27 protein-coding genes are annotated in these 25,488 nt (G+C 71.4%); 12 read left to right on the top strand and 15 right to left on the bottom strand.

Annotated elements, in window-relative coordinates; genetic code table 11:
• Positions 1-47 precede the first annotated feature (47 nt).
• A complete protein-coding gene (locus OHA19_RS18090) occupies positions 48-1,517 on the bottom strand; it encodes an MFS transporter (RefSeq protein WP_405715326.1) in 1,470 nt (489 codons plus the stop codon).
• Positions 1,518-1,541: 24 nt separating this feature from the next.
• On the opposite strand from OHA19_RS18090, the gene OHA19_RS18085 reads away from it, so the two are divergent.
• Complete coding sequence (locus OHA19_RS18085; protein WP_405715328.1) at positions 1,542-2,012, top strand: MerR family transcriptional regulator; 471 nt, start codon at positions 1,542-1,544, stop codon at positions 2,010-2,012.
• A 35-nt stretch (positions 2,013-2,047) separates the two neighbouring features.
• Here OHA19_RS18085 and OHA19_RS18080 read toward each other — a convergent pair whose 3' ends face one another.
• On the bottom strand, positions 2,048-2,266 hold the full coding sequence (locus tag OHA19_RS18080) for a ferredoxin (protein ID WP_405715330.1): 219 nt from the start codon (positions 2,264-2,266) through the stop codon (positions 2,048-2,050).
• A gap of 5 nt (positions 2,267-2,271) precedes the next feature.
• Positions 2,272-3,462 (bottom strand): cytochrome P450, encoded by a 1,191-nt coding sequence (locus tag OHA19_RS18075; protein WP_405715332.1) that lies wholly within the window; start codon positions 3,460-3,462, stop codon positions 2,272-2,274.
• 112 nt (positions 3,463-3,574) lie between these two features.
• Between OHA19_RS18075 and OHA19_RS18070 the strand changes: the two genes are divergently transcribed.
• Positions 3,575-4,171, top strand: coding sequence for a TetR family transcriptional regulator (locus OHA19_RS18070; protein ID WP_405715334.1), 597 nt, complete (start codon positions 3,575-3,577; stop codon positions 4,169-4,171).
• A gap of 74 nt (positions 4,172-4,245) precedes the next feature.
• Here the strand turns inward: OHA19_RS18070 and OHA19_RS18065 are convergent, their stop codons facing one another.
• The gene (locus OHA19_RS18065; RefSeq protein ID WP_405715336.1) at positions 4,246-5,856 is read right to left on the bottom strand and encodes an adenosine deaminase; all 1,611 of its coding nucleotides are present in this window, start codon (positions 5,854-5,856) and stop codon (positions 4,246-4,248) included.
• A gap of 192 nt (positions 5,857-6,048) precedes the next feature.
• On the opposite strand from OHA19_RS18065, the gene OHA19_RS18060 reads away from it, so the two are divergent.
• Positions 6,049-6,519, top strand: coding sequence for a hypothetical protein (locus OHA19_RS18060; protein ID WP_405715338.1), 471 nt, complete (start codon positions 6,049-6,051; stop codon positions 6,517-6,519).
• The gene (locus OHA19_RS18055) at positions 6,516-6,854 is read left to right on the top strand and encodes a winged helix-turn-helix domain-containing protein (RefSeq protein WP_405715340.1); all 339 of its coding nucleotides are present in this window, start codon (positions 6,516-6,518) and stop codon (positions 6,852-6,854) included. Before OHA19_RS18060 ends, OHA19_RS18055 begins: the two co-directional genes overlap by 4 nt.
• Here the strand turns inward: OHA19_RS18055 and OHA19_RS18050 are convergent.
• Positions 6,841-7,050 (bottom strand): DUF397 domain-containing protein, encoded by a 210-nt coding sequence (locus OHA19_RS18050; protein WP_405750757.1) that lies wholly within the window; start codon positions 7,048-7,050, stop codon positions 6,841-6,843. The genes OHA19_RS18055 and OHA19_RS18050 overlap by 14 nt on opposite strands.
• Entirely contained in the window at positions 7,031-7,870 is an 840-nt protein-coding gene (locus OHA19_RS18045; protein WP_405750754.1) for a Scr1 family TA system antitoxin-like transcriptional regulator, read from the bottom strand. Before OHA19_RS18045 ends, OHA19_RS18050 begins: the two co-directional genes overlap by 20 nt.
• A 114-nt stretch (positions 7,871-7,984) precedes the next feature.
• Between OHA19_RS18045 and OHA19_RS18040 the strand changes: the two genes are divergently transcribed.
• The 3 genes from OHA19_RS18040 (at position 7,985) to OHA19_RS18030 (ending at position 9,283) form a co-directional block, all read left to right on the top strand.
• Complete coding sequence (locus tag OHA19_RS18040) at positions 7,985-8,233, top strand: hypothetical protein (RefSeq protein WP_405715346.1); 249 nt, start codon at positions 7,985-7,987, stop codon at positions 8,231-8,233.
• Positions 8,223-8,456, top strand: a complete 234-nt coding sequence (locus OHA19_RS18035; RefSeq protein WP_405715348.1) for a hypothetical protein — start codon at positions 8,223-8,225, stop codon at positions 8,454-8,456. Before OHA19_RS18040 ends, OHA19_RS18035 begins: the two co-directional genes overlap by 11 nt.
• Positions 8,457-8,677: 221 nt before the next feature.
• Positions 8,678-9,283, top strand: coding sequence for a Uma2 family endonuclease (locus OHA19_RS18030; protein WP_405715350.1), 606 nt, complete (start codon positions 8,678-8,680; stop codon positions 9,281-9,283).
• 72 nt (positions 9,284-9,355) lie between these two features.
• Here the strand turns inward: OHA19_RS18030 and OHA19_RS18025 are convergent, their stop codons facing one another.
• The 3 genes from OHA19_RS18025 to OHA19_RS18015 form a co-directional block, all read right to left on the bottom strand.
• Positions 9,356-10,882 carry a PTS transporter subunit EIIC gene (locus tag OHA19_RS18025; RefSeq protein ID WP_405715352.1) on the bottom strand — a complete coding sequence of 509 codons (1,527 nt, stop codon included), beginning with the start codon at positions 10,880-10,882 and terminating at the stop codon, positions 9,356-9,358.
• A 48-nt stretch (positions 10,883-10,930) separates the two neighbouring features.
• Positions 10,931-11,896 (bottom strand): N-acetylmuramic acid 6-phosphate etherase, encoded by a 966-nt coding sequence (gene murQ, locus OHA19_RS18020; RefSeq protein WP_405750751.1) that lies wholly within the window; start codon positions 11,894-11,896, stop codon positions 10,931-10,933.
• Between the two features lie 69 nt (positions 11,897-11,965).
• Entirely contained in the window at positions 11,966-12,883 is a 918-nt protein-coding gene (locus OHA19_RS18015) for a MurR/RpiR family transcriptional regulator (protein WP_405715356.1), read from the bottom strand.
• 142 nt (positions 12,884-13,025) lie between these two features.
• Here OHA19_RS18015 and OHA19_RS18010 point away from each other — a divergent pair, with 142 nt between their 5' ends.
• Complete coding sequence (locus OHA19_RS18010) at positions 13,026-13,394, top strand: hypothetical protein (protein WP_405715358.1); 369 nt, start codon at positions 13,026-13,028, stop codon at positions 13,392-13,394.
• Positions 13,391-13,687: a DUF4031 domain-containing protein gene (locus tag OHA19_RS18005; RefSeq protein ID WP_405750749.1), complete on the top strand. Its 297-nt coding sequence runs from the start codon at positions 13,391-13,393 to the stop codon at positions 13,685-13,687. The genes OHA19_RS18010 and OHA19_RS18005 overlap by 4 nt, the downstream gene beginning before the upstream one ends.
• A gap of 39 nt (positions 13,688-13,726) precedes the next feature.
• Here OHA19_RS18005 and OHA19_RS18000 read toward each other — a convergent pair whose 3' ends face one another.
• The 4 genes from OHA19_RS18000 to OHA19_RS17985 all read right to left on the bottom strand — a co-directional run bounded on the left by OHA19_RS18000 (position 13,727) and on the right by OHA19_RS17985 (position 19,441).
• Complete coding sequence (locus OHA19_RS18000) at positions 13,727-14,959, bottom strand: Cmx/CmrA family chloramphenicol efflux MFS transporter (RefSeq protein WP_405715362.1); 1,233 nt, start codon at positions 14,957-14,959, stop codon at positions 13,727-13,729.
• Positions 14,960-15,061: 102 nt separating this feature from the next.
• The gene (locus tag OHA19_RS17995) at positions 15,062-15,745 is read right to left on the bottom strand and encodes a hypothetical protein (protein WP_405750747.1); all 684 of its coding nucleotides are present in this window, start codon (positions 15,743-15,745) and stop codon (positions 15,062-15,064) included.
• A 226-nt stretch (positions 15,746-15,971) separates the two neighbouring features.
• On the bottom strand, positions 15,972-17,063 hold the full coding sequence (locus OHA19_RS17990) for a hypothetical protein (protein ID WP_405750744.1): 1,092 nt from the start codon (positions 17,061-17,063) through the stop codon (positions 15,972-15,974).
• A 101-nt stretch (positions 17,064-17,164) separates the two neighbouring features.
• On the bottom strand, positions 17,165-19,441 hold the full coding sequence (locus OHA19_RS17985) for a heavy metal translocating P-type ATPase (RefSeq protein WP_405715368.1): 2,277 nt from the start codon (positions 19,439-19,441) through the stop codon (positions 17,165-17,167).
• A gap of 247 nt (positions 19,442-19,688) precedes the next feature.
• On the opposite strand from OHA19_RS17985, the gene OHA19_RS17980 reads away from it, so the two are divergent.
• A complete protein-coding gene (locus OHA19_RS17980; protein ID WP_405715370.1) occupies positions 19,689-20,378 on the top strand; it encodes a copper homeostasis protein CutC in 690 nt (229 codons plus the stop codon).
• Positions 20,379-20,563: 185 nt separating this feature from the next.
• On the opposite strand, the gene OHA19_RS17975 is transcribed toward OHA19_RS17980, so the two are convergent.
• Positions 20,564-22,687 carry a HelD family protein gene (locus tag OHA19_RS17975; protein ID WP_405715372.1) on the bottom strand — a complete coding sequence of 708 codons (2,124 nt, stop codon included), beginning with the start codon at positions 22,685-22,687 and terminating at the stop codon, positions 20,564-20,566.
• A 373-nt stretch (positions 22,688-23,060) separates the two neighbouring features.
• Between OHA19_RS17975 and OHA19_RS17970 the strand changes: the two genes are divergently transcribed.
• Positions 23,061-23,252: a hypothetical protein gene (locus OHA19_RS17970; protein ID WP_405715374.1), complete on the top strand. Its 192-nt coding sequence runs from the start codon at positions 23,061-23,063 to the stop codon at positions 23,250-23,252.
• 69 nt (positions 23,253-23,321) lie between these two features.
• The gene (locus OHA19_RS17965) at positions 23,322-23,750 is read left to right on the top strand and encodes a hypothetical protein (RefSeq protein WP_405715376.1); all 429 of its coding nucleotides are present in this window, start codon (positions 23,322-23,324) and stop codon (positions 23,748-23,750) included.
• 21 nt (positions 23,751-23,771) lie between these two features.
• On the opposite strand, the gene OHA19_RS17960 is transcribed toward OHA19_RS17965, so the two are convergent.
• Positions 23,772-25,415 carry a DNA repair helicase XPB gene (locus tag OHA19_RS17960; protein WP_405715378.1) on the bottom strand — a complete coding sequence of 548 codons (1,644 nt, stop codon included), beginning with the start codon at positions 25,413-25,415 and terminating at the stop codon, positions 23,772-23,774.
• Between the last annotated feature and the right edge of the window lie 73 nt (positions 25,416-25,488).

Here is a 25,488-nt window from a genome sequence, read left to right as displayed (position 1 = left end):
CGGTCTCGTAGGTGCTGTGCCGCTCTGCCGCTCTGCCGCGCCGCCGATCACCGGCGGCCGGCAGGGGTGGTTCGAAGCGTCGTGCCGCGGTCCATCTCCTCGAACAGCGTCGCCGTTCGCGTGGCGGTGTCCATGGCCCAGCGACCGGTGCTGAGCAGGCCCAGGGCCGCGATGCCGAGGCCCAGACCGAGCACCAGCCACCACACGGCGTGCTCCGCGTCGATGAACGCCGGTCCGCCGCGGGGCAGGGCCGAAGCCACGATCGTTCCGGAGATGGCGACGCCCAGAGTGGTGCCGGTCTGCCGGCCGGCGGAGGCCAGGGAGGCCGCCACCCCGGCCATCGAGCGGGGCATTCCGGAGACGGCGGTGTTGGTGATCGGCGGGTTCACGGTGCTCAGGAAGACGCCGAACAGCAGGTAGACCGCGAGCAGGGCCGGCAATGGGGTGGCCGGTGTGAGCCAGAGCGATGCGCCGCCGCCCAGCGCCAGCGCGCACCCGGCGACCACCAGCGGCACTCTGGGACCGCGCGTACCGACCAGCCTGCCGGTGAACGGAGAGAGCGCGACGACCAGCCCCCCGACCGGGAGCAGGCACAGCCCGGCCGTGAGCGCCGACATGCCGCGCACGTTCTGCAGGTACTGGGTGGTGACGAAGAGGAACGCGCTGAACCCGCACAGAGCGAAGAGCGCCATCAGGATCGCCGAGCTGAACGGCACGCTGCGGAACAGACGTAGCTCCAGCAGCGGGTCCACCCGGCGCGATTCGTGGCCGAGTATGCCCAGCACGCCGAGGACGGACACGGCGAGCAGGCCCAGGATGACCGGAGAGGTCCAGCCCAAGGCCCTGGATTCGGTGATCGCGAAGACGACGCCACCCAGTACGAGGATCACCAGAGCCTGGCCCACCGGATCGAATCGGCGCACTCGCGGGGCACGGGACTCGGGTACGAACAGCGCGGTGCAGATGATCGCGGCGGCGACGATCGGCACGTTGACCCAGAAGACGGAGTGCCAGCCGAGGCCGTCGACCAGGGCGCCGCCGAGGACAGGCCCCAGTGCCAGCGACAGGCCGGTCATCGAGCCGAACACACCGATGGCCCTGGCCCGCGCGGCCGGTTCGGGGAACGTGGTGGCGACGATCGCCATCGCCACCGGATTGAGCATCGTGCCGCCGACAGCCTGCAGCACACGCGCCGCGACCAGCCAGCCGATGCTCGGCGCCAGTCCGCACAGCAGTGAGCCGAGCCCGAAGGCGGCGAGACCGACCTGGAAGACGCGCCGACGGCCGAACCGGTCCGCGGTGGACCCGGCCAGCACCAGGAAGCCTGCCAGCACCAGGGTGTACGCGTCGACCGTCCACTGCAGGCCGGACACCGAGGCCCGCAGGTCGTGGCGGATCGAGGGCAGGGCGACGTTGACGACAGAGATGTCCATCACCACGACGATCACGCTCGCGCAGCAGATCGTGAGCACCAGGAGCCGACGGCGAGGACTGAGCAAGGGCACGGATTCGGGCATGTCCGGGACGCTAGGTTCTAGAGCGTGGTCGAAGTCAACCAGCAACTTCCCGAGCCCGTACCCGAGTCGGGGCTGAGCATCGCCGAGGCCGCTCGCCGTACCGGGGTGAGCGCGCACACCCTGCGCTACTACGAACGCGCCGGCCTGGTCGTCACCCCCGTGGACCGGACCCACGGCGGCCGGCGCCGCTACCGCGCGTTCGACCTGGAGTGGATCACCATCTGCACCAGGCTCCGGGCGACCGGCATGCCCATCAGAGGAATCCGCCGTTACGCCGAACTCGTCGCGGCGGGCCGGGGCAACGAGGAGCAGCGACTGGAGCTGCTCGAATCGCACCATGACCAGGTGCTCGCCCAGATCGCCGAACTCCAAGAGAACCTGAAGCTCATCGCCCACAAGGTCGACGTCTACCGGGGCAGACTCGCCGCCGGTGACGCCGACCAGCTGTGGGCTCCCAACCGCACACCGCCCGACCGCGCACCGGTCGACCGCTGAGCAAAGCGACCCCGCCGGGCAGGCAGGGGGCGGGGTCAGTCGCGGCGGGGGCCGATCACGGTGTCCCCGTCGTGCACGGTGATCGCCAGGGCCGGGCAGATGTCGGCGGCGTCCAGGACCCGTTCGTCCGGCTCGATCCCGTCGGACCGGCTACGGGCGTGCTCACCGTCCAGGGCGAACACCTCGGGGACCGTCCCGGCGCACATGCCCGAGCCCTGGCAGAGCTGGGGGTCGACGCGTACGTTCCAGGCCATGGCGCTCACCACTCCACCGGCATGACACGCGGGCCGCGCACCAGCATCTCGGACTTCCAGGTCACGTCCCCGGCCGGCCGCAGCTCCGGGAAGCGGGTGATGAGGGCGGCCAGCGCCTCCTGGAGTTCGAGCCGGGCCAGCGGGGCGCCCAGGCAGTGGTGGACGCCGTGGCCGAATCCGAGGTGCTGGTTGCCCTCGCGGGCGATGTCGAGGACGCCCGGGGCGGTGAACCGCAGTGCGTCGCGGTTGGCGGCGCCGACGGCGACCAGGACCGGGCTGCCGGCCCGGACGAGGGTCCCGCCGACCTCGATGTCCTCGGTGGCGTACCGGGGCTGACCGGCACCGCTGCCCAGGGGGACGAAGCGCAGCAGCTCCTCCACCGCGTTCGGGACGAGCTCGGGTTCGGCCCTGAGCCTGGCCAGCTGGTCCGGGTGGTCGAGGAGGGTGAGGACGAAGTTGGGGATCTGGGACGCGGTGGTCTCGTGCCCCGCCACCAGGATGCCCACGCACAGATCGACGAGTTCGAGCTCGGAGAGCCGGTCGCCGCCGTCGCGGGCCTCGATGAGCGCCGTCATCAGGTCGTCCTGTGGTGCGCGGCGGTGCTGGTCGATCAACCCGGCCATGTAGGCGCGCAGTTCCTCGCGGCTCGCGTCGAACTCCTTGGCGGTGAGGGAGCTGGTCGACAGCGCGTCGTCGCTCCACACCCGGAAGCGCGGCCGGTCCTCGGTGGGCACGCCCAGCATCCGGCAGATCACGGCGACCGGCAGCGGCAGTGCGAACAGGTCGACCAGGTCGGCGGGCGGCCCCGCGGTTTCCAGCTCGTCGAGCAGACCGGCGGTCAGCTCCCGGACCTGGGGGCGCAGCTTCTCGACCTGGCGGACGGTGAACGCCTTGGCGACCAGGGAGCGCAGCCGGGTGTGGTCCGGCGGGTCCATGCCGAGGATGCCCCCGTCGCGCTGCCCCTCGGACTGCCGGGGCTCGTCGTGCGAGGCGGCAGCGGCGCGGCTGAAGCGCTGGTCGCCGAGGACGAGCCGGGCGTCGGCGTAGCGGGTGACGAGCCAGGCCGGTTCGCCGTACGGCATCTGGACCCGTAAGAGCCCCGGCCGTTCGCGTACGTGCTCGTAGGCCTCGGCCAGCTGGAGCCCGTCGGGGGTGTTGAAGGGGTAGGCGAGGGGTGCGGCATCTGCTGTGGTCACTGCGGCCTCCCAGATGTAAGCAGCTGCTTACAACGGTAGGAGCGGCCTTCCCGGGCAGTCAACGACGCTTTACGGCCGTTATCCTGACGGGCCGTTCGAGAGGAAAGCCGCCATGGAGACCGCTTCCGCCCCGCAGCCCGAAGAGCGCCGCAGGGACGCCGCGGCCACCCGTCGCCGCTTGCTGGAGGCGGCCCGGGACCTGTTCGCGGAGCGTGGCTACGAGGGGGCGACGGTCCGGGAGATAGCGGCGCGGGCCGGGGTCAACCAGGCCCTGTTGTTCAGGTACTTCGGCTCGAAGCGGGGGCTGCTGACGGAGGTCGTCGCGCTCGGCGGGCTGGAGCAGCTGCGGGCGACGCCGCCGGAGGAGCTGTTCGAGACCGCCCTGCGCGCGATGCTGACCCGGAGCGCGGAGGGGCCGGAGGACCGTTCCCTGGAGGTCTATCTGCGGTCGGTCGGGCGGGGCGACGAGGCGGCCGGAACCCTGCGGGAGCTGGGCGAGGCGTACCAGAGCGCGTTGGCCGGGCTGTCCGGGGCCGAGGACGGCGCGCTGCGTGCGGATCTCGCCATGGCCTGGCTGCTGGGGATCGGCCTGATGCGGACGGTCGTCGCCCGGGAGCCCCTGGCCGGGGCCGATCCGGACGACGTCTGCCGTCTGGTCCTCGGGACGCTCGGCCATCTGTGGGCGGCGCCGGAGGACCACGGCGATTAGCGCCCGTACTAGGTGTGTGGCCGGGCCCCGGGCTCAAGCCCCGTGCCCGGCCACCCGGCCCGGGGCGCTCGGGGTCAGCGGTTGTCGCGCTCGAAGACGGCGAAGGCCGCCTCCTGGCGCCACTCGGTCGCCGCCTTCGGGTTGTCGGCGAGGTAGCGGGCGCAGCGCGAGCTCGGGCGGTCGCTGCCCGGCCGGTTGCCCTGGCAGGCGGAGACCGGGCGGTAGCCGGACGGGGCGGAGCCGGTGGCCCACAGGCTGCGGCCCTCGCGGAACGCGTACTCCAGCGAGGCGCGGGCCAGGTCCTTCAGCTCGACGTAGCCGAGGCCGTACGTCTTGGCCGCGTACTGGTACTCGTGGCTGATGTCGATCCGGGAGACGCCCGGGTCGTCGGTGGCCAGGACGATCGGGACGCCGTAGCGGCGGTAGGCGTTGAACGGGTGGTCGTCGCCCGCGATGCCGAGGATCTGCTTGTTGCTGGAGAACGGCACCTCGACGGCCACGTCGCGCCGCGCCATCGTGCGGGCCAGCTGCCGCCAGTCGTCCTCGTGGACCAGGTCCACGCCGTGGCCGATGCGCTCGGCCCCGGCCACGAGCACCGCTTCACGGATGTGGAAGGTGAGGTCCTCGGGCTTGACCAGGCCGGGGGCCAGTTCACCGGCGTGCAGGGTGAGATGGGAGTCGGGGTACTGGCCGCGCAGGTACTTCAGCATCCGCATCTGGAGGCTGTAGTTGGCCAGCGCACTCTCGCCGTCCTCCGGCTGTACGAGGTTGACCGCGAGGAACCTCGGGTCGCGCTCGGCCAGTCGCATGCCGACCGCCATCTGTGTGAACACCCGTACCGGGGAGCTGCCCCGGGACACCTGGGAGATCCACCTGACGGGGAGCTTGCAGCCCGGGTCGGGGCGGGGCGTGTCGCAGTGCGCGGCCTCGCGGAACTGCACGTCGGTGTCGTCGGCCTCCTGGACCGCCTCGTCCACCACCCGGTCGAGCTGGCCACCGGCCACGAGCTTGGCGTGGAGGGCGGCCAGGTCGGCGTCGTAGCCCACCTTGTCGGCGAGCGCCCTGCTGGCGTCCGAAGCGGGGGTGACCAGGGTCTCCAAGTAGAACTGGTTCTGCTCGACCACGGTGTTGGCCACATTCGCGAGCATCTTGCCGCGGGTGTACCAGGTGGCCATCCCGAACTTGCCGAACGTGTCGAAGAAGTGGTCGTGCCCGGACTGGTCGACCGGGAAGTCCTGCATGGACCAGGCCCGGATGATCCGCTGCCGGAACGCGGCGTCGTGCTGTGCGTCGGCGGCCGGCCTCTTGCCGGGACCGCACGGCGGCGCCACGGCCGTGTCCGTCGCGTCGATGCACAGCCCGGCCTCGCTCGCGAGCTGGATCAGGTACTCGGTGGTGACCGCACCCGACAGGTGGTTGTGGAGGTCACCCCCCTTGGGCAGGGCCTTGAAGAACGCCTTCAGCCTCTCCGGCCTGCCCTGCAACGAGGCGAGGCGCGCGGAGGTCCTGGCCTCGGCCTGGGTCGTGGGGCGGTGCAGCGCCTGCGCTGCGGGCCGCGGCGACGGGTCCTTCGCGGTGGAGGCGGCGGCCGGGATCGCCGGAAGCAGGGTCAGTACGGCGAGTGCGCCGAACCCGGCCGCACGCAGTGACTTGGGACGGTGAGCCGTCCGGAATGTTGAGTTCACCGCCGAATGATCGCGTTCGGCGGGGCCGTTCCTCACTCAAACCGCATATATGGCCTGAAACGTCTACACGATCGGGTGGCAGGGTGGAAGGGCGAGAGGAAAGTACTTTCCTGCTAGGAAAGTAAATGTCAGAATGAGCAGGCGGGCCGCAGACGTAGCGGTGAAGTGATGGGCATCCCGGGAGGAACACACATGAACGCCGACTTGGCAGCCGAAGCTCTGCAGGGCATCGAGGCGTCCAGGGAGCGGGCCCGCCTCACGGCCGGGCTGACTCCCGCGTGGTACGGCCCCGCGGCGGCCGTGGCTCTGATCGTTCCCGCCCTCGTCGACGCCTGGGCCCAGGGGCGGGGCGGATGGGCGGTGCCCCTGTCCCTGCTGGTCGCGTTCGCGGGCCTGGCCGTGCTGGTGGCGCTCGTCAATGTTGTCAGGCGCAGGTCGGGAGTGATGGTGACGCTGCCCTGGTCCGCGCGCCTGCGCAGGGCCGGGGTCCCGCTCCTGATCCTTCTCGCCGCGGGCGGCGCGGCGTACGGGCTGTGCCGGCAGTTCGGTGCCGATCAGGCAGTCGGCAAGATCGCGATGTTCGCCGTCCTGGGGCTGGGCGCCTGGGCGGTGTTCGTCGCACGGAACGCGTCGATCAGGCAGAAGCTCCAGGTGGCCGGATGACCGCCGCCTCCGAGCCGGGCGAGCCCGCGATCGACGCGGCGATCAACCACCCCACCCGGCTGACGGTCGTCGCCTTCCTCTCGGCGTGCGACGAGGCCGAGTTCGCCACCGTGCGCGGCAGCTGCCAGGTGTCCGACTCGATGCTCAGCAAGATCGCCTCCGCCCTGGAGGCGATCGGATACCTCGCCGTCCGCAAGGGCTACGTCGGCAAGCGTCCCCGGACCTGGCTGTCACTCACCCCCGCTGGGCGGCAGGCCCTGGCCCTGCACGTGGCGGCGCTCCAGGGCATCGCCGCCACGGCTCGGAAGGCGGGTGCGGAGGCTAGTCGTTCTTGAGGTCCGAGACGAACGACGTCCAGGCAGCGGCCCGGAACACGAGCGTCGGGCCCTCGGCCACCTTGGAGTCGCGGACGGGGACGATGCCGGGGTGACCGTCGGCGACTTCGAGGCAGTCGCCGCCGCTGCCGTCGCTGTACGTGGACTTGCGCCAAGTCGCGGTGGACAAGTCGAGGTCAGGGCTGTTGAGTTTCATGGGCGTAGTCCTCTGCCATTGACTCGATGAGCGCCAGGGAAGCCTCTGGTGACAAGGCACTGGCTGCGGCGAGATCGTACGACAGCACGCAGCGAGCGACCGTTGCCGGATCGTCCTCCAAGCGCCCGCTTCCCAGCACTTCGAAGTAGGCGAGCGTGGGAGCGGCGGAGAACGACATCAGCTTCACGAGGCCGCTCATGGCCGCGTGGGCGCCCGCGCTGTCCGGCAGCACCTGCACGATGATCCGGCGTTCGCGTGCCAGCTTCGCCACGTGGCGAAGAGCCTCGCTCATGACCGCAGTTCCGCCGACCCTTCTGCGCAGTACGGCCTCGTCAAGCACAACCCGGACGAACGGAGTTGTTGGATCGCTCAGGAGCTGCGCGCGTTCGAGCCGTGCCGAGAGCAGTTCCTCGATGACGTCTTCCGTGGCTGTCGGCTGGTATGCCCAGAACACTGCTCGCGCGTACGCCTCGGTCTGGAGCAACCCTGGAATGAGCTGGGGAGCGTACTGCTTGATCGTCTTGGCCAGGAGCTCAGCCTCTGCGGCTTCGGCGAAGTGATTCGGGTACTTCGACTTCTTCAGGGCCGCGCAGTTCCGCACGAAGAACCCGTCCGCCTTCAGGATCTCGTCCATCTTCTGGGCCTGGTCCAACTGCATCCGGCGTGTACCGGACTCCAGTTGTCCGATGAATGATCCGCTCACGAACAGCGGCTGGCCCAGCTCGTCCTGCGATAGGCCCGCGCCCTCCCTCCGGTGGCGGAGTTCCGCACCGAGCAGGGCGCGTGGAGAGGAGGAGGGATCGAGCTTGGGCCCCGGCATGACAACTCCCTGTGACACATGTGCGGTTGTTGGTTCTGCGCCTCTTCCAGGTTAGCGACGCGTTGGACACGCTGGGTATGCATTGTCATTACTCAGCGTGGAAAGGAATGGATCATGACGATCAAGGAACGGCGCAGGACGGCGGAGGGCAGAGTGCGGGCAGCGGAGGACGCGGTGGCGCGGCTGAAGGAGGGGTTCTCGGGTGTCGGGATCACGCTGCCATCGCTGCGGATCGACCCGGTGTCATGTGCGGGGAGCGACCCGATGTCGCCGCTGGTGGACCTCGGCCGGTGCAATCTCGACACGGTGCTGCGGCTGAGTGTGGTGCTGGAGGCGCAGGGACTGGCCGGCCATGAACGGTGAAGCGCGTGAGTCGTGCGCGCCGGAGCCGGGTTCGTTCGCGGTGGACACCCGGGACGGGCGGGTGGGGCGCGTGATGGGACGCGTCGGGCCGTACGTACAACTGCGGGCGCCGGGCGGTGGGGCGGAGTGGGACTGCCCGCCGGAGTCGGTGCGCCCGGCACCGCTGGGGGAGGTGTTGCGGGCCCGGGTCCGGGAGGTCAACAGGGAGGGGAGACTGCCGTGAAGGCGTCGCTGCGCCGGGGGTGATTCGGCGATGGATATATGGATACAGGGAAGGGCGACACCCTGGTCGGGTGCCGCCCTTCGATCGGGGCGATGAGGCTGGCCGTCGGCGGAGGGTCGCTGCCTTTCTCACACGATCGTGGGACGCTGGTGGGAGCGGCGAACTGCCGCGGAACCGTCGATCTACGCTCCTCTGACAGGCCACAGGAGAAGGGACCCGCGATGACTGCCGCGATGGTCGAGAACGACCAGGCCTCCGAGAGCCGCCCGTGGGATTACCTGCTGCAGACGTGGCGTGAACTGGACGTGCCCGAGGGGTGGCGCGCCGAGATCGACGAAGGGCAGATCGTCTTGGTACCGCCGCCTCATGCGCATCACAACGGCATCGCTGAGTTGGTGCAGGACTGTCTGTACCGGGTACGCCCTGCAGGGGTGGGCGTCTACCAGACCCTCGGTGTGCATGTCGTGCCTCTCGACAAGCTCTACGTCCCCGACCTGGTCGTCATGGAGCGCGAGCTGGTCATGGCCGCCGATTCGGAGGCCAGCGGCCCCATGGACGCGGCGGACGCGCTGCTCATCGTCGAGGTCACCTCGAAGGGCAATGCCCGGGACGACCGGACGAAGAAGTACCGCGCCTATGCCCGCGCGGGCGTGCCGATGTATCTGCTGATCGACCGGTTCGACACGCGCGGGGCGATGGCCACGCTGTTCACGGAGCCCAATGAGGACGGGACGTACAAGCACTCCGACCCGGTGCCGTTCGGAAAGCCGCTCAGCCTGCCCGAGCCGTTCGGTACGACGCTGCTCACGGATGAGTTCCCGGTCTGAGCGGTCTGAGCGGACACGGATGAGGGCGACACCCGGGTCGGGTGCCGCCCTCGGTCATGTCCGCGTGCCGGGTCAGACCCCGGCCGGTTCCTTCGCGGGGGTGTCGGGTGACGCCGGGCCGCCCGTTGCCGCGACCGTGGATTCGGCCGGTTCCTGCGGGACGTTGAACTCCGCCAGCAGGTCCTTGCTGAAGCCGAAGAAGTACGTCGCGAGGAACCCGGCGAGGTAGCCGACCAGCAGGCCGCCCCCGTAGATCGCGGCCGTGGTGCCCAGGCCGTGGTTGCCGTCGAGCAGGGGGAACAGGGCCCAGCCGGACGGGCCGATGGCCGTGGAGCCGACCTTGTCGCCGAGCTGGTTGAACAGGCCGATGAAGCCGCCGCCGAACGCGCCGCCCACGCACGCCGTGATGAACGGGCGGCCGAGCGGGAGGCTGACGCCGTAGATCAGGGGCTCGCCGACGCCCAGCAGACCGGCCGGGAGGGCGGACTTGATGGTGCGGCGGATCGACTCGTTGCGCGGGAGGCGGAAGTAGACCGCCGCGGCCGCGCCGACCTGGCCGGCGCCCGCCATCGCGAGGATCGGGAGCAGCACGGTGTAGCCCTGCTGCTCGATGAGGGTGGTGTGGATCGGGATGAGCGCCTGGTGCAGGCCCAGCATCACCAGGGGCAGGAAGAGACCGCCGAGCACGAAGCCCGCACCCGCGCCGCCGTTGGAGAGCAGCCAGTCGGCGAACGTACCGATGGCGGTGGAGACCTCACCGGCCACGTACATCAGGCCGAAGATCGTCACCAGGCCGGAGACCAGGACCGTGAGGGTCGGGGTGACCAGTACGTCCAGTGCCTCGGGCACCCAGCGGCGGCACCACTTCTCCACGTACACCGCGAGCACCGCCGCACCGAGCGCGCCCAGCACACCGCCCTGTCCGGGGGAGAGCTTCTGGCCGAACGCCTCGATGTTCGCGACGCCCGGGAAGACGATGATCGCGGCGACCGCACCGCCCAGGATCGGCGTACCGCCGAACTCCTTCGCCGTGTTGTAGCCGACGAAGACGGCGATCAGCGCCATGAAGCCGGACGCCATCGCGGCGAGGGCGGGGGTGACCGAGGTCAGCCAGCCCAGGTTCACCAGCAGGCCGTTGAGGCCGGCGATGATGCCGCAGCCGATGAGCGCCGGGATCAGCGGGACGAAGATGTTCGCGATCCGGCGCAGGAACAGCTTGAACGGGGTGGCGTTCCTCGCCTTCCGGGCCGCCTTCATCGCGGCACCCTGGGAGGCCAGTTCGTCCGCCGAGGCGGAGGTGGAGGCGGAGACGGGGGCCGGTGCGGGGGTTGCTGCCCGGCCCTCCTCCACCAACTGCTCGAACTCCGGCGTGACCCGGGCGACGGTCCCCGGGCCGAGGACGATCTGGTACGTGTCGTCCTCGACCACGCCCATGACGGCGGGGACCGCCTTCAGGGCCTCGTCGTCGACGAGCGAGCGGTCGTGCAGACCCAGCCGGAGCCGGGTCATGCAGTGGGCGACGGTGCTGACGTTCGCGGCGCCACCGACGAGCGGAAGGATCGCGGCGGCGGTGGCGCGGTTCTTGTCTTCTGTTGCCATGGTGCGTGGTGCCTTGCTGTGCGGGGGTGCGGGGGCGGAGCGGGTGGTTCAGGTGGTGCGGGGGGCGGCGGCGAGGGCGGCGCGGAGGTGGCCGCCGGACGCGGTCAGGAGGTCTTCGGCGGCGGGGCCGTCCACCTGGCCGAGGATGGTCAGAATGGCGTTCTTCACCTCCCCGTCGGTCGCGGCGAGGGCGGCCTCGATCTCCTCGTCGGAGGCGCCGGTGGCGAGCGAGACGATCCGGCGGGAGCGGGCGCGCAGCTTCTCGTTGGAAGCGCGGACGTCGACCATCAGATTCCCGTACGTCTTGCCGAGCCGGATCATCGTGATCGTCGAGAGCAGGTTGAGGACGAGCTTCTGGGCCGTGCCCGCCTTGAGCCGGGTGGAGCCCGTGAGCAGCTCCGGGCCGACGACGACCTCGATGCCGTGCTCCGCCGCGGCGCCCAGCGCGGAGTCCGCGTTGCAGGAAAGACCGATGGTCAGCGCGCCCTTGCCGCGGGCGTGCTCGACAGCCCCGATCGCGTACGGCGTGCGGCCGGAGGCGGAGATGCCGACCACGGTGTCGTCGGCGGTGAGGTCCAGCGCGTCGAGGTCGGCGGCGGCCAGCTCCTTGCTGTCCTCGGCGCCCTCGACGGCCTTGACCATGGCGGTCGGACCGCCCGCGATCAGGCCGATGACCTCGGAGGGGTCGGTGTTGAAGGTGGGCGGGCACTCGCTGGCGTCGAGCACGCCGAGCCGGCCGGCGGTGCCCGCGCCCGCGTAGATCAGCCGGCCGCCGCGCGCCATGCGCTCCGCCGTGCCGTCGATGGCGGCGGCTATCTCGGGCAGCCGGGCGCCGACGGCGGCCGGGACGGACTGGTCCTCGCCGTTCATGATGCGGGCGATCTCGAGCGTGTCGAGGCGGTCGATCTCGGCGAGCTCGGGACGGAACGCCTCGGTGGTGAGCGTCGCGAGCTGGGCGCGCAGCTCCCCGTAGCCGTCGGAGGCGGTGGGGTCGGCGTCGGTGGTGGAGGTCATGGAGAGCGGCTCTGCTTTCTCGGTCTCGTGCGGTTCAGCGGGTGCGGGGGGTTGCGGGTGCCGGGCCGGTCAGCGCGGGCGTGGGGTGTGGCGGTGGGCGAGCGCTTCGTAGGAGGCGGCGAGGGCCGGTGCGGCCGTCTCGTACGTACGCTGCGCGACGCCTATGAACAGGCAGTCGACGACGAGGAGCTGGCTCGTGCGGCTCGACATGGCGGCGGGCCGCAGCTCGCTCTCCCGGGCGGTGGACGTGGTCAGTACGTGGTCGGCGTACTGCGTGACCGGGCCGTCGGGGCGGCCGGTGATCGCGATGGTCGTCGCGCCGCGGTCGAAGGCGACCCGCAGTGGCTCGATCACGTCGACCGTGGAGCCGGAGTGCGTGATTGCGATGGCGACGTCGCCGGGGCGGAGCTGCACGGCGTTGGTCACCGCGAGGTGCGGGTCCGTGTGGGAGTGCGCGATCAGGCCGATGCGGGCCAGCTTCTGCGCGAGGTCCTGGCCGACGAGGGAGGAGGCGCCCACGCCGTAGATGTCGATGCGCCGGGCGGTGGCGGCGGCGGCCACGGCGGCACCGAGCTGGACGGTGTCGAGCCCGGCGGCCGTGTCGGCGAGGGTCTGCTGCTCGTCGTAGGCCAGCTTGGCGACCACGTCGGCGATCGGGTCGTCGACCGCTATGTCGGCCGTGACGGAAGGGGCCCGGCCGGACTGCTGGTGCGCGGCGAGCCCGGCGAGGGCCAGGCGCAGATCGCGATAGCCGGGGTAGCCCAGCAGGCGGGCGGTGCGGACCACGGTCGCCTCGCTGGTGCCGGTGAGCTCGGCGAGACCGGTGACCGTGAGGGCTGCGCAGCCGGCCGGGTCACCGGCGACGGCCTCGGCGACACGCTGCATGGAACGGGTCATGGACGGCGCGAGCGTACGAACCTTGGCCGCGAGGGCCGCCGGGGCGGGCGGGGAGTCAGCGCTGAAACTTTCCTTCAGGTCATGGGTCACCTTTGAAAGATATTTTCAACCGGGTTGGGCGTCAACCCCCCTTCGTCCCGTCTTCACCGGTCCGCGGCCACTCCCTCCGACAGCGCGGAAACGGTGATGGCGGGCGCGCGAGGCGGATTCGCGGGCAGGTGACAATGGGCCCATGGAGATGAACCCCTTGGAACAGGCGCTGCATACGGCCCGTGCGCTGGTCATGGCCGATCTCGCCGCAGGTGACGTCGCCGAGGCCGGGATCGTCTCGCTGGTCGAGGACGCGGTGACGCACCGCCGCTGGTGGGTCGAGCAGTGGCCCGACGGTGCCGCGTTCGTGGTGGGCCTCGTCGCCCAGGACGTGCAGGACGCGCTGCTCGAACAGTACGGGCGGTGGCCGCTCTGCCCGGTCTGTGACGCCGGCGACCCGCACGCCCTCGACGTCGAACCCGAGCTGGGCCCCGACCCGCACTGGGTGTGCACCAAGGCCGCGGTGGCCGTGGCGCCGGTCGGCTCGCTGAACGGGATACTGCGGCGGTGACCGTCTACATCGACCCGCCCGACTGGCCGGGGCACGGGCGGCTCTGGTCGCACCTGGTCAGCGATGTTTCCTTCGAGGAACTGCACGCCTTCGCGACATCCATCGGCTGCCCGCCGCGCGCCTTCGAGCGGGACCACTACGACGTACCGGAGACGCGGTACGGGGACGCGGTGCGGGCCGGGGCCCGGCAGATCGGCTCGAAGGAGCTCGTCCGCCGGATCACCGAGGCGGGGCTGCGGCGGCCCAAGGGGCGGCCCGCACCGGGCCGAGAACGCTCGGAGCCTGTCGGGTGACCTCCGACCGGGGCGGGCCCGAGGTCACCCGGCAGCCTCTCAGGCGGTCGTCGAGGGCGCGCACGCCTCAGCCGCGTCCCGCGACGCGGCGGCCGGGGCGCCCGCCACCAGCCGGGACGAGGTGGCCCGGCCGCGCTGCAGCCGCAGCGAGAACCCCACGGCCACCAGTGCCAGTACCGTCATCGCCGCCCCGGCCCAGGCGGTCGCCGCGAAACCGAAGTCCGCGTCGATCACCGTGCCGCCCAGCCAGGGGCCGCCGGTGTTGCCCAGGTTGAACGCGGCCGTGGTGGTCGCGCCCGCCAGCGTCGGGGCGGCGCCCGCGACATTGAACATCCGGGCGTTCAGCGCCGGGGCCGTGTAGAACGCAGACAGGCCCAGCAGGAAGGACAGCCCGATCGCAGCGACCTGGTTCGACGCGAACAGGGCCAGCGCGGCGAGGAAGACCGTCGAGGCCGCGATACCGCTCATCAGCACCCCGAAGAGGTGCGCGTCCGCGACCCGGCCGCCGATCGTCGTACCGACCAGCGCCCCGATCCCGAACAGCGCGAGCACCGTCGGTACCCAGCCCGAGTCCAGCCCGGCGACATCCGTCAGCAGCGGGGCCAGATAGCTGAACGCGCAGAACACCCCGCCCGCGGCGAGTGCCGTGATCACGATCGACAGCCACACCTGGCGGTCCCGGTAGATGCTCATCTCCTGCTTGAGCCGAGGCTTCTGCTCCGGCAGCGGGATACGCGGGATCAGCGTCGCCACCCCGACCAGCGCCACGGCGGACGCCGCGCCCACGGCCCAGAACGCCGACCGCCAGCCGAGGTTCTCACCGAGGAACGCGCCCAGCGGCACGCCCAGCACATTGGCGATCGACAGACCGCCGATCATCACGGCCATCGCACGGGCCCGCGAGTTCACCGGCACCATCGCGATGGCGACGGCCGCCCCCACCGCCCAGAACCCGGCGCAGGCGAACGCGCTCACCACTCGGGACGCGAAGAGCACCTCGTACGTCGGAGCCAGCGCGCCCGCCACCTGACCGAGACCGAAGACAGAGATCAGGGCGATCAGAGTGGTGCGGCGGGGCAGCCGGAGCGTGGCCACGGCGAGCAGCGGGGCGCCGATCACCATGCCGATCGCGAAGGCGGATATGAGGAGTCCGGCGCGGGGTATCGACACGTTCATGTCGTCGGCGATGGGCGGCAGCAGCCCGGAGAGCATGAACTCGCTGGTTCCCAGGGCGAAGACCGAGAGACCCAGGATGTACACGGCCAGGGGCATGCGAGAGCGGCGAGCGGCAGAGTCGGGCATGACAGCTGCCAACAGTGATCGAGCCCCGTACATTCCCCGCTGCCGCACGCCAGGGCCTGTCCCGGGCCGGTCTCAGTGGCTGAGCAGCTCCAATTCGGTCATCAGGTTCTGCCGGGCCCGCGGCTCCCAGTGCTCCGCCCCGTACGGCGTGCGGAACAGCCGGGGCAGCCCGAGCAGCTGGCGCAGCACCGTCACCCGCCCCTCGCGGAACGCGTCGTCGGGCACGAAGCCGTACTCCTCGCGCACCTGCGCCGCGTACGCCGCGTACTGGCTCGGGGCCGCCGCGAGGATGGCCAGATCCGCGTCGCAGAGCACCTCGCCGTCGCTGTCGCCGTCCGCCGGGTCGTGGGTGACGGTGAGCCGCACGAGGCGGGCCACCTCGGCCGTGGCCCCGTCCGGCACCCCGGCCTCCGGGAGGGCGCGCTCGGCCAGCGCCGCGCTGCGCTCCTCGTTCTCGGACCGGTCGGGCCGGTACACCGCGTCGTGGAACCAGGCGGCGAGGCGTACCGCGTCCGGATCCGCCGCGTACCCGGCGAGCGTGTCGATGTGATCGAGCACCGCGACCAGATGCGCGGTGGTGTGGTACCGCCGCTGCGGCTCCGCCCAGCGCGCCAGGAGGTTGTCGGCGTACGGCAGCGGGTCGGGCTCGGGGGCACCGCCCCGGGCGCGGGTGAGCGCCTCCTGCCAGCGCTCACGGAGGGAGTCGTCGGTACGGTCCGCCCCGGGGGCACCGTTCGCACGCGAGCTGTCGGTCATGGGACGACCCTAGCCCGGGACCGGACGGCCTCGGAGCTCCGCGACGAGCCCTCGCGGTCGGCGATGCCAGCCGTCTCGGTCATCTCGGCCGTCTCAGCCATGTCGATCGTCCTGCTCGGTCCTCCGGGCGTCGAGCGTGCGCGCCCGGCCGACACGCCGCGTGCCCGCCGGGAGGTGATCCGCTCGCTCCGGCGCGTCCGTGTGCGACCCGGAACGGCCGCAGCCGTCACGACGGGGCGGGCAGCCCGAAGTGGTCCTTGATGATCCGCATGGTCACGGCACCGTCGGCGTTGAAACCGGGGTCGTCGTCGTACGCCGAGGTCTGCCGGCCGACTATCCCGGCGTCCAGCAACTCCCTTATCAGCAGGTCGCCGTGGCGCCGCGACTCGCGGCGCCGGCCGACGTTGAAGTACGACTTCTCGAACCCGCCCCGGCAGTGCATGAACTGGAAGGGGTGCTCGGGGCAGTGCGGAACCATGTAGTTCTGCCCGTGCGGGCACTCGCACGCGGGCGTGGTGGCCAGGAACACCGTCTCCACCCGGCCGGGCCCGCCGAAGCGCTCCTCGTAGCGGAAGCCGGTGATGCGGCTCGCCGTCTCCGCCACCCCCTGCCCCGGCAGGTCCGCCGCGGCGTGCGTCACCCAGGACCAGCCGGCCGATTCGCCCTTCGTGCGGGCGGGATACCCCGCCTCGGCGAAGACCTCGGCCAGCGTGGGCAGGTCCAGGCCCCGGGCGTAGGTGACGAAGGTGGCGGGGGTGATCGGGCCGCTCACCTCCCGCACCACTTCCCGGGAGAGAGGGGGCGAGGGAAGGGCGAAGAAGCCCGCGATCGCCCGCACGAGCCGGTCCTCGTCGTCGTAGTGGTGATCGAAGCAGTCGTGGCCGTCGTCCGTGTCCGCGGCCGCGCACTGCGCGTCGGGGCCTATGAGCCCGGCGGCGAGCAGCTCGGCGGACAGGTGGTCGGGATTCTCGCCGACCCGCTGCCCGACGTCCTCGAAACTGAAGCGGAGGATCAGGCGGCCGTCGCGGATGTATTCGAAGTTGGGGCCGTGCGCCTTGGCGCTGCACGGCTCGGTCTCGAACACCACGAGCTCCGTGCCCTGCGGGCAGATGTGCCGGTAGTCGACGTTGTCGTAGTCCTCGATCTCGTCGTTGAGCATGTCGTGCACCGCCCATGCCCATCCGCCCGCCTCGCCGTGCGCGAGCGGCTCGCGCCGCAGCTCGCGCAGGCCCGCGATGAGCGCGTCGAGCGGCAGACCGCGGGCGAAGACGATGTTCACCTCATGGCCGGGAAACGAATCGTGCATCCAGCTCGTCATACCGAAAAGCCTAAGCACCGCCACTGACAACGCGATCTGCCAGGAGGCCCGTTGGTCTCCTGGCAGATCGAGTCGAGGTGCGCGGTCGCCTACGCCGCTGCCTACGCCGCCGCCCTGAATCCCCGCAGCCGCAGCGAGTTGCCGACCACGAAGACCGACGAGAACGCCATCGCGGCGCCCGCGATCATCGGGTTGAGCAGCCCGGCCGCGGCGAGCGGCAGCGCGCCCACGTTGTAGGCGAAGGCCCAGAACAGGTTCGTACGGATGGTGCCGAGGGTCTTGCGCGACAGCCGGATCGCGTCCGCCGCGGCCCGCAGGTCGCCGCGGACCAGCGTCAGGTCGCCGGCCTCGATCGCGGCGTCCGTGCCGGTCCCCATCGCCAGGCCCAGATCGGCCTGGGCGAGGGCGGCCGCGTCATTGACCCCGTCACCGACCATGGCCACCGAACGGCCCTCGGCCTGGAGCTTCTTGACGACGTCGACCTTGTCCTCCGGCATGACCTCCGCGTACACCTTCTCGATCCCGACCTCGGCCGCGACCGACTCGGCCACCGCCCGGTTGTCGCCGGTGAGCAGGATCGGGGTGAGCCCCAGGGCCCGCAGCCGCTCGATGGCCTCCGCGCTGGTGTCCTTCACCGCGTCGGCGACCTCGAGCACCGCCCGCGCCTCGCCGTCCCAGGCCACCGCGATGGCGGTCCGGCCCGCGGCCTCCGCCTCGGCCTTGCGCCGGGCCAGCTCCACGGGGAGGTGGATCTCCCACTCGGCGAGCAGCTGTTCGCGGCCGACGAGGACGGCGTGGCCCTCGACGACGCCCTGGACGCCGAGGCCGGCGATGTTGGCGAAGTCCTCGGGGGTGGGGAGGGTGGTGCCGGTGCGTTCGGCGGCTCCGGCGGCGACGGCCTGGGCGATGGGGTGTTCGGAGGCGTGTTCCAGGGCGCCCGCGAGGCGCAGTACGTCGGTTTCGGTGGTGTTGTCGGCGGTGTGGACGTCGAGGAGGGTCATGCGGCCGGTGGTGACGGTGCCGGTCTTGTCGAGGACGATCGTGTCGACGCGGCGGGTGGTCTCCAGGACCTCGGGTCCCTTGATCAGGATGCCGAGCTGGGCTCCGCGTCCGGTGCCGACCATGAGGGCGGTCGGGGTGGCCAGGCCCAGGGCGCACGGGCAGGCGATGATCAGTACGGCCACGGCCGCGGTGAACGCGGCGGTCAGGCCCCCGCCGTTGCCGAGCCAGAAGCCGAGCGTGCCGAGCGCCAGGGCGATGACGACGGGTACGAAGACGGCGGAGATCCGGTCCGCGAGGCGCTGGGCCGCCGCCTTGCCGTTCTGGGCGTCCTCGACGAGCTTCGCCATCCGGGCGAGCTGGGTGTCGGCGCCGATCCGGGTGGCCTCGACGACGAGCCGGCCGCCCGCGTTGAGCGTGGCCCCGGTGACGGAGTCGCCGACGCCGACCTCCACGGGAACGGACTCACCGGTGAGCATCGACGCGTCCACGGCCGAGGCACCCTCGACGACGGTCCCGTCGGTGGCGATCTTCTCGCCGGGGCGGACCAGGAACCGGTCCCCGACCTGGAGTTCCGCGGTCGGCACGGTCACCTCACGGCCGTCGCGCAGCACGGTCACTTCCTTGGCGCCGAGTTCGAGCAGCGCCTTGAGGGCCGCGCCCGCCTTCCGCTTGGACCGGGCCTCGAAGTAGCGGCCGGCCAGGATGAACGCGGTGACTCCGGCGGCGGCCTCCAGGTAGATGTTGCCCGCGCCGTCGCTCCGTCCGATGGTCAGCTCGAACGGGTGCGTCATGCCGACCATGCCCGCCGTGCCGAAGAACAGCGCCCACAGCGACCAGAGGAACGCGGCCGTGGTGCCGACCGAGATCAGCGTGTCCATCGTCGCCGCGCCGTGCCGGGCATTGGTGAACGCGGCCTTGTGGAACGGCCAGGCGGCGTACGTGACGACCGGGGCCGTCAGCGTCAGCGAGAGCCACTGCCAGTAGTCGAACTGGAGCGCCGGGATCATCGACATCGCGATCACCGGCACGGCGAGCGCGACGGCGGTCAGCAGCCGCTGCCGCAGGGGCCGCAGCTCGTCGGCCTCGGCGGCCTGGGGGGCGGCGCCCTCCTCGGCGGTACGCGCCGGGGGAGCGGGCTCGTGCGCCGTGTAGCCGGTCTTCTCGACGGTGGCGATCAGGTCCTGTACGGAGATGTCCTCGCCCCGGTAGCTGACCTTGGCCTTCTCGGTGGCGTAATTGACGGTGGCCTCGACACCGTCCATCCGGTTGAGCTTCTTCTCGATGCGGGCCGCGCAGGAGGCGCAGGTCATGCCGCCGATCGCGAGCTCGACCTCTGCGGCGGTGCCGGTGCCGGTTGTGGCGGTGTGCGCGGACACGATGTCCTCCCTGGCGGTGACGTTGATACCCCTGGGGGGTATGTATTGCTGATTCAGGTATACCCCCCTCCCCTATAAAGCGCAAGGGGTGGGTGTGCCTCCGGGGGTGGGTCGTGATCGTTCGATCGCCCGATGTGCGGCTGACCTCACGTATCTTCGCCTGGCGTTGAGGCTGCGCCCTCGGCGTACTGACCCGTAGGCTGGCCATTGGACTAGACCTATTGATGCTTCCTGGAGGATGGGGCCCATGAGCAACCGTGCAGTCCTGGAGGTGATCGCTCTCGACGCGGAGGACGCGGTCGCCGCCCAGGCGGGTGGTGCGGACCGGCTTGAGCTGGTCACCGACATGGCGGCGGACGGCCTGACCCCGTCCTGTGCGACCTTCGCGGAGATCCGGGCGGCGGTGGACATTCCGCTGCGGGTGATGCTCAGGGTGGCGGACGGCTTCGCGGCCGGTGACATCGAGGTGCTGGTGGCGAAGGCGCGCGAGCTGCGCGCGGCGGGCGCCGAGGAATTCGTGCTCGGTTTCCTGGACGCCGAGGGTCACCCGGACCTGGTCGCCGTCGAACGGCTCGTCGCCGAGCTGGACGGCTGCCGCTGGACCTTCCACCGCGCGATCGACCGGGCCGCGGACCGGGACGCCCTGCGCAAGCAGCTGGCGGACCTGCCCGGCCTGGACACGTACCTCACCGCCGGTTCCGCGAAGGGCGTCGACGACGGCATCCCGACGCTGCTGGTGGAGGCGGCGCGCAAGGGCGAGCCCGGTTACGAGCCGCAGATCCTGGTGGGGGGCGGGCTGCGGCTCGAACACCTGCCGGAGCTGCTGGGAGCGGGCATCGACGCGGTGCACATCGGCGGTGCGGCGCGTCCTGGTGGGTGGTCGGGGCCGGTGGACGCGGCGGCGGTGCGGGAGTGGCGGACGGTGCTCGACGCGTAGCGGGGCGGGGGGTGGGTGCGGGGCGGGGCGGGGTGGATCGCCTGCGGCGGGCCTGGTCCCCTGCCCGCCCCTTCCCGTGACCGGGGGCGCTGCCCCCGGACCCCCGCTCCTCAAACGCCGGAGGAGCTGGAAGGATCCAACGCCGGAGGAGCTGGAAGGATCCAACGCCGGAGGGGCTGGAAGGATCAAACGGCGGAAGGGCTTGAAACGGGGCTCACGGGTGCCAGTTCCGCAGGCAACTCCGCCGCGTGCACCACCGTCAGTCCCGACACCGCACGCGTCAGCGCCACGTACAGCCGGCGCAGGCCCGTACGCTCGTCCGGTTCGCCGTCCACCACCGCGGCCGGCTCGTCCAGTACCACGTAGTCGTACTCCAGGCCCTTCGCCAGCGACGCCGGGACCAGGGTCAGACGGGACTCCGCAGTCGTCTCCTCGCCGGGGGAGAGGTATGCGTGCCCCGCCGCCGCCAGGGCCTCCGCCAGTGCCGGGATCCGGGCGTCGGCCGCGATCAGGCCGATCGAACCCTCCTGCTTCAGGGACTCCTCGCACTCCGCCAGCACCGCCGCGTCCAGCTCCGCCGGACCGGCCACCTCCCGCACCTCCAGCGAACCCGGCGACTCACGCACCGACTCCACCGCCGCGAGGCCCGGCGAGATCACCGGCAGCAGGCGGGAGGCGTACGCGATCACCTCGCGCGGCACACGGAAGCCCGCAGTCAGCTCCTCCACCACCGCGTCCGGCTTGCCGAGATGGTGCAGCGCCTGTGCCCAGCTCTCCGTCGACCACGGCGTCGTGCCCTGCGCGAGGTCACCGAGGACCGTCGCCGAACCGGTCGTGCAGCGGCGGCCCACCGCCCGGTACTGCATGGGGGACAGATCCTGCGCCTCGTCGAGCACCACATGGCCGAGCGAGTGCGTACGCGCCACCAGGTCGTTCGCCTCGTCGATCAGCACCGCGTCCGCCGCCGACCACTTCGCCGACTTCACGCTCCGGGCAGCCCTTTTACCGGATCCGGGCAGCGCCCACAGGATCGTCTTCTGCTCGTCCTCGGTGAGCAGCCCCTCCGCGTGGGCGGCCAGGAACTCCGCGTCGGACAGCAGCCGCAGCACCAGCTTCGCCGGGTCGACGGCCGGCCAGATCGCCTTGACGGCCGCCTTCACGGCGGGGTTGCGGGCCACCGCGTTCTGCACCCGGTCGTCGGGCGCCTCGCCCGCCTCCTCCATCCGGACCAGGACGGCGTGCGCGATGCGCTGCGGGAGCGCGTCGTGGGCGGAGCCGTACCGCATGTCGCGGGCCAGCAGCTCGTCGACCATCTCCGCCAGCTCGTACGCGGGCACCCGCCAGCGCCGCGAACCGCGCACCACCACGACCGGCTCCGCCGGGGGCGTCACATGCGAACGGATCGCCCGCCGCAGCACCTCGGCCATCCGGGCATCGCCCTTGACGACGGCGGCGGCCGCCGTGTCCGTGCCGCGCACCTCGATCCCGGCCGTCACCAGATCGTCGACGGTCGCCTGCTGCACCGCCAGCTCACCGAGGGCGGGCAGCACCTGCTCGATGTACTGGAGGAAGGACCGGTTCGGCCCGATGACCAGCGTGCCGGTACGGGCCAGCCGCTCACGGTGCGCGTACAGCAGATACGCCACCCGGTGCAGGCCCACGGCCGTCTTGCCGGTTCCGGGCCCACCCTGCACGCAGACCGTTCCGCCGAGCTCACTGCGGACGATCTCGTCCTGCTCCGGCTGGATGGTCGCGACGATGTCCCGCATCGGACCGACGCGCGGCCGCTCGATCTCCGCCTGGAGGAGCTTGCTCGTCTGCTCGGCCTCGGCGGGGTCGGTGAGGTGCTCGTCCTCGTACGCGGTCAGCTCACCGCCGGTGTAGCCGAACCGGCGGCGCTGCCCCACGTCCTGGGGGTCCTTCCTGGACGCCCGGTAGAACGGCTGCGAGACGGGCGCGCGCCAGTCGATGACCATCGGGTCGCCGTCGGCATCGTGGACATGGCGGCGCCCGATGTAGAACTGCTCTCCCTCCGCGCCCTCGGCCTGCTCGGCACCGACCCGGTGCAGATAGTCCAGGCGACCGAAGAAGAGCGGGGTGTGGGCGAGGTCGGCGAGCGACTTGATGCGCTCGTCGATCTGGGCCTGCAGGACCGCCGCGTTGACCCAGTTCGCGGTGACATCGCGGATGTCCAGGGCCTGGGCGTCCTCGCGCATGGCGCGCAGCGCGGCGCGGGACGCGGTGAGATGGGCGCGTTCGCGAGCCAGGGGATCGGTGGTGGTGTCGCTTTCGTGTTCGTGCGCGGGCACGGTGTTGCCTCCGGCTGTTCAACGCAGGACGGCGGACCGCACCCGGCCCCGGTCGGTGCTCGGGGGCGATGCGGTCCGCTCGGGGATCGATCACGGGTACGCGCAGCGGGTGCGCGTACGGCTGTCGGCCGGTTTCCGTCCGGTCGGCGGCGCTCCCCCGGCTGCCGGCGCGGACCCTCGCGGGCCGCCGGTACCACGGTGCGGGAGGCGGGCAGACCGGCGATTGTATCGACCACGTCCGCCGGTGGCGAGCGAATTGATTTCGGCTCCATCCCGTAGGGGACGGCATGCGACCGCAGACCTACCCGTGCCGCCGGCGGATTCCGTCCGCGGGCCGATGCCCGCACGGGCCGGGCGCAGGACCATGGAACACATGAGCACAGTCCTCCTGAACCCCCGCAGAACCGGCCCCGCGCACGGCGCGACCGCGGCCACCGGTCACCACCGCACCCACCGCGTCGGCGACACGGTCCGCGCCGTCAAGGTCTTCGCCCGCGCCGCGTTCGGCGTGGTCGTGCTCGGCGAGTACGCGGAGGAGGCGGGCGTCCGCCGCGGGTCCCGCTGAGTACCCGGAACCCCGGTATGAGCATCCGACCGGAGGTGGCCCGGCCCTGCCCCGGGATTGGGTAGCGGCATGGAGAATCCCGCCCGGACGAAGCCCACGCCGCCCGAAGACACCCCGTCGGACACCTCGTCGGACCCCTCGGCCACGCCGCCCGAGGACCCCATCCGCCTCGACGGCTGGATCGCCCCCGCCATCGCTACCGTGGCCGCGGTGATCCTCTCCTACGCAGCCCTGATGGTCGTCCTCTTCGCCTTCATGGGCTCCGGCGACTGCGACGTGTACGACGGCTGCTCCTGGGGCGCCGCAGCCACCCGCAACGTCATGGGGACCGCCATCAGCTCGATTCCGTACGTGACACCTTTGGGCCTGTTCGTCACGTGGGTGCTGCCGTGGCGCTCGCGCTGGACCGTGGCCCGTCGGCGGGCCACGGCCTTCGCGTTCCTGCCGCACGCGGTGATCGCGGCGTCCCTGCTGCCTCTGCTGGTCTTCGGCATCTGACCGCCGCCTTCGACCGCTGTCTCAGTTCTCGGTCAGCAGCTCGTCCGCGTCCACGATCCGGTACGCGTACCCCTGCTCGGCCAGGAACCGCTGGCGGTGCGCCGCGAAGTCCTGGTCGATCGTGTCGCGCGCGACCACCGAGTAGAACCGCGCCTCGTGCCCGTCCGCCTTCGGCCGCAGCACCCGGCCGAGCCGCTGCGCCTCCTCCTGGCGCGAGCCGAACGTCCCCGACACCTGAATGGCGACGGTCGCCTCCGGCAGGTCGATCGAGAAGTTCGCGACCTTCGAGACCACCAGGACGTGGAGTTCGCCCTCGCGGAACGCGTCGAAGAGCTTCTCGCGCTGGGCGTTGCTCGTCTCGCCCTTGATCACCGGGGCGTTCAGGTGCTCACCCAGCTCGTCGAGCTGGTCGATGTACTGCCCGATGACCAGAGTCTGCTCGCCGCGGTGCTTGCGCACCAGCGCCTCCGTCACCTTCCGCTTCGTCGCCGTCGTCGCACAGAACCGGTACTTCTCCTCGGCCTCGGCGGTCGCGTACGCGAGCCGCTCCGAGTCCGTCAGATTGACCCGCACCTCGACACAGTCGGCCGGCGCGATGTAGCCCTGCGCCTCGATCTCCTTCCACGGGGCGTCGAACCGCTTGGGCCCGATCAGCGAGAAGACGTCCGACTCGCGGCCGTCCTCACGCACCAGCGTCGCAGTGAGACCGAGCCGCCGCCGGGCCTGGAGATCGGCGGTGAACTTGAAGACGGGCGCGGGCAGCAGGTGCACCTCGTCGTAGATCACCAGCCCCCAGTCCCGGGAGTCGAACAGCTCCAGGTGCGGGTAGACGCCCTTGCGACGGGTCGTCAGCACCTGGTACGTGGCGATGGTGACAGGCCGGATCTCCTTGCGCGTACCGCTGTACTCGCCGATCTCGTCCTCGGTCAGCGAGGTCCGCTTCACCAGCTCGTGCTTCCACTGCCGGGCCGAGACGGTGTTCGTCACCAGGATCAGCGTGGTCGCCTTGGCCTGCGCCATCGCACCGGCCCCGACCAGCGTCTTGCCCGCGCCACAGGGCAGTACGACGACGCCCGAACCGCCGTGCCAGAACCCCTCGACGGCCTGCTTCTGGTACGGCCGCAGCGCCCAGCCGTCCTCGGCCAGTTCGATGGGGTGCGCCTCACCGTCCACGTAACCGGCGAGGTCCTCGGCCGGCCAGCCCAGCTTGAGCAGCGTCTGCTTGATCTGCCCGCGCTCGGACGGGTGCACCGCCACGGTGTCCGGGTCGATCCGCGCCCCGACCAGCGGCTGCACCTTCTTCGACCGTAGGATCTCCTCCAGCACGGGCCGGTCGGTGCAGGTCAGCACCAGACCGTGGACCGGATGCTTGGACAGGGTGAGGCGGCCGTACCGGGCCATCGTCTCGGCGATGTCGACGAGCAGCGCGTGCGGAACGGGGTAGCGCGAGTACTGCACGAGGGCGTCGACGACCTGCTCGGCGTCGTGCCCGGCCGCGCGCGCGTTCCACAGCCCGAGCGGGGTCAGCCGGTAGGTGTGGATGTGCTCGGGTGCGCGCTCCAGCTCGGCGAAGGGCGCGATGGCCCGCCGGCAGGCGTCGGCCTGGTCGTGGTCGACTTCCAGGAGAAGCGTCTTGTCGCTCTGGACGATGAGGGGTCCGGTCACGCGCGTCGGCCCTTTCTGCGGGGTGCGGCCACGGATGCGGCCAAACGTCCAGTGTGCCGCATCCGGGCGCGGT

Source organism: Streptomyces sp. NBC_00012, assembly GCF_045040875.1.
GTDB lineage: Bacteria > Actinomycetota > Actinomycetes > Streptomycetales > Streptomycetaceae > Streptomyces.
The sequence above is the reverse complement of the archived record's forward strand: the minus strand, read 5'-3'. Positions and strand labels throughout refer to the sequence as shown.